This is a genomic window from Janthinobacterium aestuarii (assembly GCF_051380835.1).
Classification (GTDB): Bacteria; Pseudomonadota; Gammaproteobacteria; order Burkholderiales; family Burkholderiaceae_D; genus Janthinobacterium; species Janthinobacterium aestuarii.
In genome coordinates, this window is the sequence record NZ_JBNYXU010000001.1 from 930134 (window position 1) to 944596 (window position 14463).

The following is a 14463-nucleotide window of genomic DNA, read 5'->3' on the forward strand; positions in this document are numbered from 1 at the left end:
TATCGACAGGCCAGGACTTCCAGCGGCTGTCAACCGGCACCTCAGTCCTTGTGCGCTAACTTGGACGGTCGAAAGCTACTCATTACATAGTGGTTGTGCCGCCCACCGAACTTTCTGGGTCGAAGGAGAAGACTCGCAGTTCCGGCTGAACGTCTTCTCCGCGCATGATGCGTACGGTCATGACGAACGACAATTCCCAGCGGCCGCTTGCATAGCCCACGTCCAGATTGTGCTTCCATGCCTGACGGATGCGGTGCAGGGGCGTCTGATCTGGTTCACCCAGCAGTTGCTGGATTTCGAAGTCCAGTGGCAGTTGATAGGTGGCACCCACAGCTTGCAAAAATGGCGAAGGAGGCGAGTAGATGGTCGCTACTTTCGGACCGATCTGCGTTAGTTGCGGTACGCTGACGATGCAGCAGTCGACGATCTGGAACGAGGTAAAGCCACTGTCCTTGGAGCCGCAGCAGGTAACGTCGAGATAGACATGTTGGCCTTTCTGGAAATGCACGCCACCCATGTAGGGCCCGTGTCGCGGATCGGCCGTACCGTCGCACGAGGTGAAACTGTAATCGAGCTGGTTAGTAATTTGATCTGCATCAAAATGCACGGATAACTTCATCCAAGGGCTTACAGGCGTCATTTTTTACTGTCTCTTTCCAGGTTGATGAGAAATTGTTGGTAGCGGCCGTCGCGCCGCAGGTTCAATAGATCGGGTGCGGACTCGATCAGATTGAGGGGGTAGCCAAGCTTGCTGGCCTGTAGAAGTGCAGCCAATGCCTCACTGCGATTGCCAATCAGTTCATGCGTGAGGGCCGCACGAAATTGCACGTCGGCCACCAATGGGGCCAAACTGAGTGCATGCTTTACTCGAGCTAGTGCTTGTTGCTTTTTGCCGACATATGCCTGGTAAAGCGCCATACGCGAATTCATGGTGATGTCGTTGGGCACGCGCTGGAGCAGCGGCTGGAGCAGGCTTATTGCACGCTGGTAAGATCGTTTGGATGCCTGCATTTGCGCTGGGATCCACCGTTGTGCATCGGCCAGGTTGGCCCACAACAGGTAGATACCGGGCCCCCCTTTGTTCTCAGATACGGCATTTTCAAATGCTTGCACGGCCCCCACGTAATCACCCTTAGCAAACAGGGATGTGCCGAGGTTGGTATATAGCTCCCAGTGCGGACTCACCTGCAACCCTTGTTGTAGTACCTGCAGGGCTTCATCGCTGCGATTCTGCCGCAGCAGGGCTGCGTTCAGATAGGCATAGGTACTGGGCGACTGCGGTGACATTTTTATACTTTTACGAAAAGCCTGCTCGGCTCCTGCGTAATCGTCTTGTTTATACTGCATGATGCCCTGCAGGACAATGAATACGTGCTCGCCTGGATAGGTGGTAATTGCCGATTTCAATACGGCTTGCGCCAGATCAAACTTGTGACTGGCAATGAGTAGGCGCGCCTTGCCGTACAAGCCTAGCAAGTTATTGGGTTCTAAATTCAGCGAGGTAGTTGCTTCGCGCAGCGCATCTTCGTTCTTGCCTTGACGCTCATATACCCAGGCCTGCGCCACATGGGCGAGGGCTAGTTGGTCGTCTGCCGCGAGTGCTTGCCTGGCGCTGATTTCGGCCCGTTGCAGCCACGTCTCGTCACGGCCATCGCTGATATAGCGCAGGCTTGCCGCAATGGATAGGCCTGCGGCTGCCGCTGCATGATTTGGATTGTGCTGTAGTAATGTGGTGAAGTGCTCGAAGGCCTGCATCTGGCTACTATCGCGGTCAAATGTGCGCAGTGCTTCCATGCCAGCTCGCATGGAGGCGATTTCGGAATATGTCGCGGCACTATGTTGACCACGTAGCGCTGCCACTAAGTTCGGCCCTTGCCAGACACCCAGACCAAGCACGATAACTGCGCTAGCCGCCACCATAGCGCGCTTGACCGGTACTTGAAGTTGAATGGCAATCGACACCGGTGGCTTGGCTGGCTTTACTTCAGTGGCTTGCATATCCGCCGTTACTGAAGATGACGACTGCGCCCCTATCGCCTCGCGCACATCGCGCATGGTGCGCGGCCGTTCGGCCGGGTCGTGCGCCGTCATCGAGCGCACGAGAGCGTTGATGGTGGGCGGCACCGTTTCCGGTAGGTCGGGCCAGGCTTCCGTCGCCTGCATGTGGGCGGCGGCCAGGGCCAGGCCGTTCAGGTGGGCGAAGTGGCGCTGGCCGGCCAGCATTTCGTACAGCATGGCGCCCAAGGCATACACGTCGCCGCGCGTGTCGGGCAGGCGGCCCATCAGGCGCTCGGGCGCCATGTAGGCGATCGTGCCTTGCAGGTCGCACAGGGTGGTCGTTTGCGTTGCTTGCGGGTCGATGTGGCGGGCCAGGCCGAAGTCGAGGATGCGCACCTTGCCATCCGCTTCCAGCATCAGGTTCGACGGTTTCAGGTCGCCGTGCACGAGGTCCATGGCGTGCGCTTCGTCCATGGCGTCGGCGATCTGGTAGGCGATGTCGAGTGCCGTTTGCAAGTCCGCCTTGCCGTCGTGCATGAACTGGCCCAGGGTCTGGCCTTCGACCAGTTCCATGACGATGGACTGGCCCGTGCCCTGGCCTTCGATGGCGAAGATGCGCACGAAGGCCGCATGCTTGAGCGAGGCGGCCAGGCGCGCTTCATTGATCAGTTTTTCCGGATGCAGCACGTCGGCTTGCGGTTTCAGGCGCTTCAGCGCCACGCTACGGCACAGCTTGGCATCCCACGCTTCGAATACATGGCCGAAACCGCCTTCGCCCAGCAAGCGGCGCACTTCATAGTGTCCGCTGATCGTGTCGTCTTGCAGAGGGGGCTGACGCAGGGAGTCGAGCAGTTCCATATACCTTGGCTTCAGAGTGCATCAACATGGGCGTCAAGCATCGAAAAGGGCTAATGCGATGTTTGCATGCTCAAGATGATTGATTTTGAGTAACTTCCTGATTTAAAACGATTGTTTAAAATAAGTCAATTAATATTGGCAAGGAGTGAACAGAAACTGCTGGCAGTCGCCTTTGCGCGTTTCTGCCGCAGGCATGTGCTGCTACGCCACACAGGCATCGATGGCCGTGCCCAGCTTGTCGACGATCTCATCGACGTGGCTGGCGTCGATGATGTAGGGCGGCGCCAGCAGGATGTGGTCGCCGTGCAGGCCGTCGATGGTGCCGCCCATGGGGTAGCACATCAGCCCGTTTTGCATGGCTTGCGTCTTGATGCGCGCATGCAGGCGGCGGGCCGGGTCGAACGGCTGTTTGGTATTGCGGTCCCGCACCAGTTCCAGTCCCAGGAACAGGCCGCGGCCGCGGATGTCGCCCACGTGCGCGTGGCTATCGAAACGCTGGTGCAGCCGCTCTTGCAGCAAGCCGCCCATGGCGCGCACGTTGGCCAGTAAATCGCGCTCCTCGATCTGCCGCTGCACGGCCAGGGCGGCGGCGCAGGCCGTGGCGTGGCCGATATACGTGTGGCCGTGCTGGAAGAAGCCCGTGCCGGCGCGGACGGTGTCGCGGATATCCGTCGATACCATGACGGCACCGATGGGCTGGTAGCCGGCACCGAGGCCCTTGGCGATGCAGATCAGGTCGGCGCTGATGCCTTCCTGCTCGCAGGCGAACAGGCTGCCCGTGCGTCCCATGCCGCACATGACTTCGTCGAGGATCAGCAGGACGCCGTGGCGCTGGCAGATCTCGCGCATGCGCTGGAAATAGCCGGCGACGGCGGGCAGGGCGCCGGCCGTGGCGCCGACGACGGGTTCGGCGATGAAGGCCATGACGTTGTCCGCTCCCAGTGCGGCGATATCGTCTTCCAGCTCCTGGCCCAGGCGCGTCACGTAGTCGCCATCCGTTTCATGCGCCTGCTGGTCGCGCCAGGCGTAGCACGGGGAAACGTGGGTGACGCCGATCAGCAGCGGTTCGAACTGCTGGCGGCGCCAGGCGTTGCCGCCCGTGGCCAGCGCGCCCAGGGTGTTGCCGTGGTAGCTTTGGCGGCGCGCGATGACGTGGCGGCGCTGCGGCTGGCCCCGTTCCACGAAATACTGGCGCGCCATCTTGAGCGCGCTTTCCACCGCTTCCGAACCGCCCGAGACGAAATACACGCTGTCGATGCCGGCTGGCGCCCGGGCGACGAGGAAATCGGCCAGCTGCTCCATCGGCTCGCTGGTGAAAAACGAGCTGTGTGCGTACGCCAGCGTGGCAATCTGCTGCTGCACGGCGGCGATCACGGCCGCATCCGAATGACCGAGGCAGGAGACGGCCGCGCCGCCGCAGGCGTCCAGGTAGCGCTTGCCATCGGTGTCGATCAGGTAGGGCCCATCGCCGCCGGCGGCGACGGGATAGCTGGTACTCAAGCTGCGGTGGAAGACATGGCTCATGGCATCGCTTTCTTATCGGCAAGTGGGATGGCCGATTATAGGAGGCGTTGCGCCGCATTGCAACGATTGATGTATTTGTTTTTAATTTACATCATTTGATGTTTTTACGTAAGCACCCAGCGCCCGCAGCTGGCTTTCCGCCGCGCCGATGGCCGTGACGGCATCGGGCCCCGCGCGCGCCACCAGCAGTTCCACCAGGCTTTCCACGGCCGCGACGCCGGCCACGATGGAAGGGAAGAACGAGGGGCTGTCGACGGCGATGACGATGCTGGCGTCGGACTGCAGGGCCAGCGGCGACATGGCGCTGTCGCTGATGGCGACCACCTGGCAGCCGGCCATGCGCGCCGCCTGCGCCACCAGCAGCGCTTCGCTCGAATACGGCGCGAAGCTGACGACGACGACGGCTTCGCCCGCCTGCAGGGCGCGCAAGTCCATTTCCAGGGTGCCGCCCTGGCCGCTCAGCAGCTGCACGCTGGGGCGCAGCAGCCGGTACAGATAATGCAGGGTGTAGGCGATGGGATGGGCGGCGCGAAAGCCGGCCACGTGCACGCGGGGCGCCGTTTGCAGCAGGGTGGCGGCCGCATCCAGGGCGGCGTGGTTGGCGCTTTCCGTGGCGGCCAGGTTGCGCTGCTGCACCATGAACACTTCGGTGACCAGATTGCCGTCCTTGCCCGCCAGCGCCCCCGCTTTTTCCGCATAACCGGCCGGTCCCGCGCGCAGGCGTTCGACGAAGATGGCTTTCAGTTCCGGCCAGCCGGCAAAGCCCAGCTGCTGCGCCAGGCGCACGAGGGCGGCCGACTGCACTTGTGCGCGCGCGGCGATGCTGCGCATGGACGAGACGGCCACTTCGTCAGGATGGTCGGCCAGGTAGCGGGCGCCGGCCTGGAATTGCGGACTCAGTTCCGCATGGCGCGCCTTGATCAGGTCCATCAGTGCCGCATAGGAATCGTGGGGTGTCGCTGCCTGCATCGCCGTGCCTCATTAGATAGGTTGCGGCGATGGTACAGGATTCGTCAGCGCGCCGGTAGCGGCGCGCTGTGCGCCAGGGCGGCCGTGCGCGGGCGCAGGCGGGCAAACAGGTGCGGCCCGGCCGGTTTGCGGTGCGGTCCCGTCGTCAGCACGCGCAAGGCGGTGGGCAGCGGCACGTCGTGGCAGTGCAAAAACAGGGCGGCGGCGCCCGTGCCGGCCATTTCCTGCAAGGCCAGCGCATGTTCGACCAGCGCCGCCGTGCGCATGTCGAGCCGCAGCGGAATGTCGGGTTGAAATAACTGTATATCGACGTGCCGTGCATCGCGCATGCTGTCCCCGCCGGGTTCGATGGTCAGACTGCCAGCATAAAAGCGCCCCGGCGCCGCCACTTTGCGTTAAATCAATTCCTGTGTCTAATAGATTCCACAAGGCAAAAAAACGCCAACCGTCACCGGCTGGCGCTGAAACTCCTCAAGGAAGAAGACATGTATTCCAACGACGTTTCGACGCCTGACAAAACCATCGCGAGCGGCAGTGATTTGTGGCCGAGAAGCGCAGCGGCACCGTAGTGCCGTGAGCATCGCCGGCCGCAAAGCGCGCCGCGCAGCCGGTTTGGTCAGGTGTCCATTACAAGCTCCAGCGGACGGAGAGTCCCACGACCTTGTCGTAGCGCCGCACATCGCGCACATAGTCCGGCGTGTCGTGGTAGTCGCGGTAGGTCGAGTCGAGCAGGTTGTTCGCGTCCAGGGTCACCGTGGTGTTCGGGTTGAGCTTGTACGAAACCGACGCGTCCAGGGTCTTGGTGGGCGCCACGGTCAGATGGATGCCCTTGCCGCGGTAGTTGTAGTCGTCGACGTATTTGTCGCGCCAGCTGTAGGCCAGGCGCGCCGACCACGGTCCCTGTTCGTACAGGCCGACGATATTGGCCGACCATTTCGACATGCCCGTGAACGGGTGCACGCTGCCGTTCAATTCTTCCAGTTCGCCCGTCATGTAGGTGGCGTTCGCTTGCAGGCCCAGGCCGCTCATCCAGCCGGGCAGCTTGTCGTAGAACTGCTGGTACGCCATTTCCAGGCCTTGCAGATGGCCCTTCGAGGTGTTGCGCGGACGCGTGATGTCGTACTCGATGCCGCCATACGTTTCCTTGGCCGAACCGGACAGGATGTAGTTCTTGAAGTTGTGGCGGAACACGGTGGCCGTGACGGAGCCCGTCTGCGCGAAATACCATTCCAGCGCCACGTCGAGGTTCTTGCCTTCCACGGGTTTGAGGTCGGGGTTGCCGCCGCTGCCCGTCGGGCGCACCATCTCCAGGCTCTGGCCCAGGCTCACGCCGGGGTTGAAGTCGGCGAAGTTCGGGCGCTGCACGGCCTTGCCGGCCGTCATGCGGGCGATCAGGTCCTGGCGCAGCATGGCTTTCAGGGTCATGCTGGGCAGCACGTCCGTATCCGAGGTTTTTACGCGCACGGGCGTGACGATGCCGTTTTGCGAGGAATTGCCTTGCAAGTCCTGCTTGGTCTGCACGACGCGCACGCCCAGGGTGCCGTCGACCGGTACCTGCGCCAGGTCAAAGCCGATGCGCGCCTTGCCGTAGATTGCATTGGTTTTTTCCACATCCTTGTAATGGGTCATCGGATCGTCGGGGCTGCGTTCGCTGCTGCCCGTAAACAGCTGGCGCAGCGCGGCCGTGTTGTTGAGCATGAAGTCGCGGCACGGCGTGAGCCAGCTTTGCAGGCCGAAGTTGCCCGTGTTCTCGTGCGAGGCGCAGGCCAGGCCGGGAATCGCGTCCGCAGTCATGATCGACGTCAGCCCGCCCTGGCCATTCTTTTCGCGGATCGATTCGGCCTTGCGCTTGGCTAGGCGCACGCCGCCCGAAAATTCGCGGAAGAAGCCCGTGCTGTCCATGTCGTAGGTGACGTCGCCGCGCCAGTCGGTCGAGCTGCCTTCGTCGTGGCTGTGATTGTCGTAGAAACCGAGCAAGGTGTAGTTCTTCGGGTCCATCATGTTGTAGCCGGGGTAGCTGATCTGCGCGCCGCCGTTCACGTTCGTGCTGCCGATGATGCTGGTCGGATGGGCGAGAAAGTCGAGGATGGGAAATTCGCGCTCGAAGTTGCTGACCGTGCGCGCCAATTCCGTCGTGGCGCGCAGTTGCGGCGTGATGTCCCAGCGCGCGCCGATGGCGCCTTGCGAACCGATCGAGCGGTCGCGCCGCGCCTGGGTCGAGCCCAGCGTGAACGGCGACCATGGGCCGTCGATCTTGCCCACCGTGGCCGCCTGATTGGTGCCGGGGATCAGGGTGATGTCGGGGTTCTGGCCCCACGGCAGCGAACCGACGAAGAACTGGCTGTCGAACGCGTGCTTGATCAGGGTCGACATGCCTTCCGCATACACTTCCACCTGCGAGTTCGGGCGCCACTGGAAGGCGGCGTTGGCCGCGTAGCGCTTGCGGTCGCCCACGGTCGGGATCATGCCGACGGAATCGGGACCCGTGATGTTGCCCGCTTCCGGGCGCTTGACGGGTTCGGCGTTCCAGATCGTCTCGTCATAGTATCTGCCGCGCTGGTAGGACAGGCCGAGCAGGGCGCCGAATTCGCCGTATTGGGTCTTCCAGCGGTTCGAGACCATGCCGCTGACGTTCGGGTCCGTCGAGCCGGACTTGTCGCGGTGTTCGGCGCGCACGTTGCCCGATGCCGTAAAACCCTTGAAGTCGAACGGGCGGTTGGTGCGTACGTCGATCACGCCGGCCGTGCCGCCTTCGACCATCTCGGCGCCCTGCGATTTGTACACGTCCACGCGCTGCAGCATGGCCGTCGGAATGTCGGCCAGGTACAGGCTGCGGCCCACGGAGGTGAACATTTCGCGGCCGTTGAGCAGGGTCACGACGCCAGGCAAGCCGCGGATGATGACGGTACCGGCTTCGCCGCCTTCGCGGCGGACCTGCACGCCCGTCACGCGGCCGAGGATTTCAGCCACGTTCTTGTCGGGGAATTTGCCGATTTCATCGGCGACGATGGAATCGACCACCTGGTCGCTGTTTTTCTTGATCGTCTGTGCGCTCTGTGCCGCCCTGCGCACGCCCGTGACGGCGACGACGGCGATGCCGCCATTATCGGCCGGGGCTGCCGCCGCTGCCGGTACCGTTTCTTCCACGGGCGTTTCCACGGCGGGCGCCTGCTGCGCCCAGACGGAGGCGCTGCTCAGCAGGCCTGCGCCGGCCAGGGCGGCCACCGTCGCCTTCAAGGTAAAGCGTGTTTTTTGTCGGGGCGTGCGGGTGCCCGTTGCCATCAATTGCATCATCTTGTCTCCACCTGTATTTTAGTTATGTTGAGAACGCTGCGGCAGTCGCCGCCAGAGCTGGAACTGGCTCAGGAAGCATGGTAGGGGCGAATGACTTTGCGCCACAAATGACTTCTTTTGCGATGTCCATATCAATTCCGGTATCCCTGCCGCATTCATGCACCTGCCGGCCTTGCCCGCTCTCCACACGTGGCGAAAATAGTTTTGTATTTTTTGCCGGTGGCGGCGTTGAGGTAGCGATGCAGCGGCACCAGATGGGGCGTCGCCATCCCACTCAATGAAAGGAAGCACCATGTTGGCATCCACTATCACCGAACCGTTGCTGCGTCACTTGCAAGCGGACGGATATCAGGCGCAGATCGACAGCGATGGCGATATCGTCTTCCGTTTCGAAGGCATGGGCTATGTCCTGTGCTTTGACGCCGATGACGCGCAATTTGGGAAACTGCTGTTGCCGAATGTGTGGACCATCGATACGCCGGAAGAGTTGCTGTGCGTGCGTGCCGCGCTCGATGAAGTCAACCGCCGCATCAAGCTGGTGAAAGGCCATGTGCAGCGCGGTCAGGTATGGTTCTGCATCGAGATGCTGCTGATCGAGCAGCAGCACTGGACGCATTTCCTCGCGCGTGCCACCCGCGCCATCGCGCATGCGGCGACGCTGTTTGCCAGCGAGATGCGGGCCGGCGCGCTGGCCGCGCAGGCGATCGAGAAAGCCGGCGCCGACTGAGGCGCAGGGATGAAAAAGGGCGGCCCGCAGGCCGCCCTTGTGCGCAGTGATGAAGCGCTTAGGCTTCGGCCACGCGCTTGGCGATGTGCGCCAGCGCTTCTTCCACCTGGTCGATCAGAATCAGGCACAGGTCGCCTTCGCCGAGGCGCGCCAGGGCCTTGTCGATGGCGACGAATTCGCCGTTGATTTCATCGATATGGCTGGTGCGCTTGGCGCCGTTCAAGCCCTGGCGCAGCAATGCCACGACTTCGCCGTCGGCGCGGCCGCGCTGGCATTGATCCTGGTACAGCAGCACGTCGTCGAAGGCGGCGCCGAGGATTTCCGTCTGCTGGCGGATGTCTTCGTCGCGGCGGTCGCCGGCGCCGCTGATGACCACCGAGCGGCGCTTGGCCGGCATGCTTTCCACGGCCTGCACCAGCGCCAGGATGGCGTCCGGATTGTGGCCGTAGTCGGCGATCAGGGTGGCGCCCTTGTAGTCGAACACGTTGAAGCGGCCCGGCGCATTGTCGGCTTCATTGGCAAAGGTTTTCAGGCCCAGCGCGATGGTTTTCCAGTCCAGGCCCACGGCCCAGGCGGCGGCCAGCGACGCCATGACGTTGTCGACCTGGAAGCCGATGGCGCCGTTGCGCGTGATCGGCACCTGCGACAGGGCGATTTCGTGGCGCTCCTTGCCTTGCGCCGCGACCAGCTTGCCGTCTTCCACGTACACGACGCGGTTGCCTTGTGCGCGGTGCGTGGCCATCACGGGATGCGTCTTGTCGGCGGCGAAGAAGGTCACCGTGCCGCTGCAATTCTTGGCCATGCGGGCCACGGCCGGATCGGTGGCGTTCAGCACGGCCACGCCGCTGTCGGCCACGTTCTGCACGATCACTCTTTTAAGGACCGCGAGGTCTTCCACGGTGGTGATGTAGTTCAGGCCCAGGTGGTCGCCCGCGCCGATATTCGTCACCACGGCGACCTGGCAGCGGTCGAAGGCCAGGCCTTCGCGCAGCATGCCGCCGCGCGCCGTTTCGAACACGGCTGCGTCGACGTCCGGATGCAGCAGCACGTTGCGCGCGCTGCGCGGGCCGCTGCAGTCGCCGCTGTCGATCTGGCGTCCTTCGATGTACACGCCATCCGTGTTGGTCATGCCCGTGCGCAGGCCGGAGGCCGTCAGCAGGTGGGCGATCAGGCGCACGGTGGTGGTCTTGCCGTTGGTGCCGGTGACGGCAACGACGGGAATGCGGCCATCGTCGCCCTCGGCGAACATGGCGGCGATGATGGCTTCACCCACGGGGCGTGGCTTGCCGAACGACGGCGCCAGGTGCATGCGCAGGCCCGGTGCGGCGTTCACTTCCACGATGCCGGCGTTCTGCTCTTCCAGCGGTTTCAGAATGCTGTCGGAGACCACGTCCACGCCGCAGATATCCAGGCCCACCATGTGCGCGGCCGCGACGGCGCGCGCCGCCACTTCCGGGTGCACGTCGACGGTGACGTCGGTGGCCGAGCCGCCCGTCGACAGGTTGGCGTTATTGCGCAGGATGACGCGCTGGCCGACCGGCGGCACGGATTCGGCCACATAGCCCTGCTTGGCCAGGCTGGCCAGGGCGATGTCGTCGAAGCGGATCTTCGTCAGCGAGGTGGCGTGGCCGCTGCCGCGGCGCGGGTCCAGGTTGACCTGGTCGACCAGTTCGCGCACCGTGTGCTGGCCGTCGCCCACCACTTGCGGCGGGTCGCGGCGGGCCGCTGCCACCATCTTGTTGCCGATGACGAGCAAACGGAAATCGTGACCCGGAAGATAGCGTTCGACGAGGATATCGTCGCGGAATTCCTGCGCCGCGAGGAAGCCGGCCGTCAGCTGTTCGCGCGTGGTGACGTTGACGGTGACGCCCTTGCCCTGATTGCCGTCTTTTGGTTTCACGACGACGGGCAGGCCGATCTCGCAGGCGGCGGCCCAGGCATCGTCCGCATCGATGGCGACGCGGCCTTGCGGCACGGGCACCCCAGCCGAATCGAGCAGTTTTTTCGTCAGTTCCTTGTCTTGCGCGATGGCTTCGGCGATCGCGCTGGTGCCGTCCATTTCGGCGGCCTGGATCTTGCGCTGCTTGCTGCCCCAGCCGAACGTCACCAGGCTGCCTTCGGTCAGGCGGCGGAACGGGATGTTGCGGGCCACGGCCGCGTTGACGATGGCGCCCGTCGATGGACCGAGGCGCACGTCTTCATCGAGTTCCTGCAACTGGTGCAGGGCGCCGGCCAGGTCGAACGGCGCATCGTCGAGCGCGGCGCGGCACAGCTGCTGCGCCAGTTCCAGAGCCAGGCGGCCGACGGCTTCTTCCGAGTATTCGACGACGACCTGGAAGATGCCCGTTTCCAGGGTCGGCGTGGTGCGGCTGAAGGTGACGGGGCAACCGGCTTGCGCCTGCAGGCCCAGCGCCGCCAGTTCCAGCACCTGCGCCATCGGCGCGGCGTTGTAATTGCCCAGCGGTTGCAGCGGGCTCAGTTGCGGGAAGAGGGCGCGCAGGCGGGCTTCGAAGCCGGGCAGCTGGGCGATGTCGAGTTCCTGCGTGGTGCAGGAAACAATGGCTTCCACGGCGGTGTCGTGGCTCCAGAGGTTAGGGCCACGCAAGGCCCGTACGCGAGATACTTCCATAATTAAACCGTAATCCTGTTGTGTTCTTGTGGGCCCGGCCGTCCTGGCCGGGCTTGAGTGCTGCTTTGCCTTAGTTGCCGATGCAGCCAGGGGCCGCGTCAAACGTGCGCAGGCCAGCGCAAATCAAATCGACGGGCAGGTTCAGGGCCCAGGCGGCGGCCGCGACGGCCAGCACGCTGTCGACATTGCCGGCCGTGGCCGGTTTCAGCAGGTCCAGGCACAGCAACACCGTTTCGATGCCGCCTTCGGCCAGCACGATGTGGTTGCCGCGCACGAACACGGCGCGCTGGCCGGCGGCCAGCTGAGCCGCGATGGCTGGCAAGCCGCCATCCTGCGCATACAGGGTCACGGTGCCGTCGCACAGTTCGGCCAGTTCCAGCACGTGCGCGTTGGCGGCGTTGAGCACGGCCACGCCCGTCGGCACCACCACGTCGACCTGGCTGCGCACGGCCTTGTACAGGCCCGCTTCGTCCAGCACGTCGAAATCCTTGACGCTATCGAGGCTGCCCATGTCCGTGACGACGCCGATCTGGCATTTGTCGTAGGCCAGGCCTTCGGCCAGGATCATGCGCGGATTGCTCTCGAACAGGGCCGTCTGCACGGTGCGGTTGAGCAGCAAACGCTGGCCCGCGTCCCAGTTCACGCAATCGCTGCTGACGACTCTGCGCTGGTCCAGATACATGCCTTCGCTGCAGACGGCGCCCGTGTGCAGGCCCGACAGGTTGAGCAGCTTGCACAGCATGCGCACGATCAGGCTGGCGCCGCGCGTGCCCGTCACGCCGATCAGCGGAATGCGGCCCGTTTCCTCGGGGGCGAACAGGTGGTCGACGATGGCCGCGCCCACTGGGCGGGGCTGGCCCACGCCCGGCTTGATGTGCGCCAGCAGGCCAGGGCTGGCATTGACTTCGATGATGGCGCCGCGCTGTTCTTCCAGCGGACGCGTGATATCGGTGGTGACCAGGTCGATGCCGGCGATATCCAGGCCGACCACGCGCGCGGCCAGCAGGGCCGCATGCACGACGGACGGATGCACGTCGTCCGTGACGTCGATGGCCACGTTGCCGTTCGGCTGGATCAGCACTTTCTGCCCCGCCTGCGGCACGGACAGGGCGGTCATGCCCTGGCGCTGCAGTTCCAGCACGATTTCGCCCGACTCATGCGGCTTGACGGTACCCAATGGGAAATCTTCGCCTTCGCCGCGGCGCGGATCGGTATTGATCTGCGTGTTGACCAGTTCCAGCACGGTCGAGACGCCGTCGCCGTCGACCCACAGCGACTCGCCCTTGGCGGCCGCGATCAGCTTGTTGCCGACGACGAGCAGACGGTGTTCGTCGCCCGTGATGAAGCTTTCCACCAGCACGGCCGAGCTGTCGCCCTTGCGCGCGGCCAGCTCGTAGGCGGCCTTCACGTCGGCTTCCGTCATCAGGTTCAGCGAGACGCCGCGGCCATGGTTGCCGTCATACGGTTTGACGACGACGGGCACGCCGATGTCTTGCGCTTCTTCCCAGGCCGCTTCGGCGCTGCGCACCAGGCTGCCTTCAGGGACGCGCACGCCGCACGATTTGAGCAGGAATTTGGTCAGATCCTTGTCGCTGGCGATGCCTTCGGCGATCGCGCTGGTGCGATCCGTTTCGGCCGTCCAGATGCGGCGCTGCGCGGCGCCGTGGCCCAGTTGCACCAGGTTGCCGTCGTTCAGGCGAAGCGAAGGGATGTGGCGCTCGGTGGCCGCATCGACGATGCTGGCCGTGCTCGGACCCAGGCAGCGCGAGTCGACCATGTCGCGCAGGGGCGCGAGGGCCGCTTCCAGGTCGTAGGCTTCATCGTTGATGGCTGCCATCAGCAGTTCGCGCGCGGCGGCCAGGGCGGCGCGGCCCACGTGCTCTTCGCGTGTGCGGAAGGCCATCTTGTAGACGCCGCGCTGGCTGGTCGAGCGCGTTTGGCCGAAGCCCGTGCGCATGCCGGCCAGGTTTTGCAGTTCCAGCACCACGTGCTCGAGGATGTGGGCCGACCACGTGCCTTCGCGCAGGCGCTCGAAAAAGCCGCCACGTTCGCCCACGCCGCAGCGGTGCTCGATCATGCCGGGCAGCCACGCCACCAGGCGCTCGTACAGGCCGGGCAGGGTATTGGATGGATAGTCTTCCAGTTCGCCGATGTCGACCCAGGCTTCAATCACCGGGCGGTAAGTCCAGATGTTGGGGCCGCGCAAGTGGGTGACGCGGGCAAATTCGATGTTCTTCTTCTTGATCATGTAAGTGGTTTCTTGATAACAAGCCAGGCGTCTGGGCGCCAGATACTTTATGTTGGCTCTACAGAGTCTTTTCAGGCTCTTGCTTGGTTCTTTATCCCGGGTATGCGCAGTGTGCCACTTTTAGCGGCCTCTTGTCGCGTTTGCTGCCCTTATTCTGCTGGTGTTGTCATTCTAATTGTTACTAATTGTTGCCGTACTTGTTATAAAGATACCGAC

Annotated in this window: 9 protein-coding genes; 1 reads left to right on the forward strand and 8 read right to left on the reverse strand. The window is 63.6% G+C overall.

The annotated features are described in order from the left end of the window. Window positions 1-82: 82 nt before the first annotated feature. The 6 genes from ACQ4WO_RS04215 to ACQ4WO_RS04240 all read right to left on the reverse strand — a co-directional run bounded on the left by ACQ4WO_RS04215 (window position 83) and on the right by ACQ4WO_RS04240 (window position 8643). Window positions 83-640 (reverse strand): hypothetical protein, encoded by a 558-nt coding sequence (locus ACQ4WO_RS04215; protein WP_436480342.1) that lies wholly within the window; start codon window positions 638-640, stop codon window positions 83-85. Continuing rightward, a complete protein-coding gene (locus ACQ4WO_RS04220) occupies window positions 637-2856 on the reverse strand; it encodes a protein kinase domain-containing protein (protein ID WP_436480343.1) in 2220 nt (739 codons plus the stop codon). The genes ACQ4WO_RS04215 and ACQ4WO_RS04220 overlap by 4 nt, the downstream gene beginning before the upstream one ends. 201 nt (window positions 2857-3057) lie before the next feature. Next, the gene (locus ACQ4WO_RS04225) at window positions 3058-4380 is read right to left on the reverse strand and encodes an aspartate aminotransferase family protein (RefSeq protein WP_436480344.1); all 1323 of its coding nucleotides are present in this window, start codon (window positions 4378-4380) and stop codon (window positions 3058-3060) included. A gap of 81 nt (window positions 4381-4461) precedes the next feature. Beyond that, entirely contained in the window at window positions 4462-5349 is an 888-nt protein-coding gene (locus tag ACQ4WO_RS04230; RefSeq protein ID WP_436480345.1) for a MurR/RpiR family transcriptional regulator, read from the reverse strand. Window positions 5350-5393: 44 nt separating this feature from the next. After that, window positions 5394-5678 carry a hypothetical protein gene (locus tag ACQ4WO_RS04235; protein ID WP_436480346.1) on the reverse strand — a complete coding sequence of 95 codons (285 nt, stop codon included), beginning with the start codon at window positions 5676-5678 and terminating at the stop codon, window positions 5394-5396. Window positions 5679-5976: 298 nt separating this feature from the next. Then, window positions 5977-8643: a TonB-dependent receptor gene (locus tag ACQ4WO_RS04240; RefSeq protein ID WP_436480347.1), complete on the reverse strand. Its 2667-nt coding sequence runs from the start codon at window positions 8641-8643 to the stop codon at window positions 5977-5979. A gap of 292 nt (window positions 8644-8935) precedes the next feature. Between ACQ4WO_RS04240 and ACQ4WO_RS04245 the strand changes: the two genes are divergently transcribed. After that, a complete protein-coding gene (locus ACQ4WO_RS04245) occupies window positions 8936-9370 on the forward strand; it encodes a hypothetical protein (protein ID WP_436480348.1) in 435 nt (144 codons plus the stop codon). Between the two features lie 58 nt (window positions 9371-9428). On the opposite strand, the gene cphA is transcribed toward ACQ4WO_RS04245, so the two are convergent. Continuing rightward, window positions 9429-11999 (reverse strand): cyanophycin synthetase, encoded by a 2571-nt coding sequence (gene cphA / locus ACQ4WO_RS04250; RefSeq protein ID WP_436480349.1) that lies wholly within the window; start codon window positions 11997-11999, stop codon window positions 9429-9431. A 70-nt stretch (window positions 12000-12069) separates the two neighbouring features. After that, window positions 12070-14247, reverse strand: coding sequence for a cyanophycin synthetase (locus ACQ4WO_RS04255; protein WP_436480350.1), 2178 nt, complete (start codon window positions 14245-14247; stop codon window positions 12070-12072). Between the last annotated feature and the right edge of the window lie 216 nt (window positions 14248-14463).

What these genes read in the sequence shown, in the direction of transcription:
- ACQ4WO_RS04215 (WP_436480342.1), bottom strand. Translation starts at nt 640, where the DNA reads ATGACGCCTGTAAGCCCTTGGATGAAGTTATCCGTGCATTTTGATGCA.
- ACQ4WO_RS04220 (WP_436480343.1), bottom strand. Translation starts at nt 2,856, where the DNA reads ATGGAACTGCTCGACTCCCTGCGTCAGCCCCCTCTGCAAGACGACACG.
- ACQ4WO_RS04225 (WP_436480344.1), bottom strand. Translation starts at nt 4,380, where the DNA reads ATGAGCCATGTCTTCCACCGCAGCTTGAGTACCAGCTATCCCGTCGCC.
- ACQ4WO_RS04230 (WP_436480345.1), bottom strand. Translation starts at nt 5,349, where the DNA reads ATGCAGGCAGCGACACCCCACGATTCCTATGCGGCACTGATGGACCTG.
- ACQ4WO_RS04235 (WP_436480346.1), bottom strand. Translation starts at nt 5,678, where the DNA reads ATGCGCGATGCACGGCACGTCGATATACAGTTATTTCAACCCGACATT.
- ACQ4WO_RS04240 (WP_436480347.1), bottom strand. Translation starts at nt 8,643, where the DNA reads ATGATGCAATTGATGGCAACGGGCACCCGCACGCCCCGACAAAAAACA.
- ACQ4WO_RS04245 (WP_436480348.1), top strand. Translation starts at nt 8,936, where the DNA reads ATGTTGGCATCCACTATCACCGAACCGTTGCTGCGTCACTTGCAAGCG.
- cphA (WP_436480349.1), bottom strand. Translation starts at nt 11,999, where the DNA reads ATGGAAGTATCTCGCGTACGGGCCTTGCGTGGCCCTAACCTCTGGAGC.
- ACQ4WO_RS04255 (WP_436480350.1), bottom strand. Translation starts at nt 14,247, where the DNA reads ATGATCAAGAAGAAGAACATCGAATTTGCCCGCGTCACCCACTTGCGC.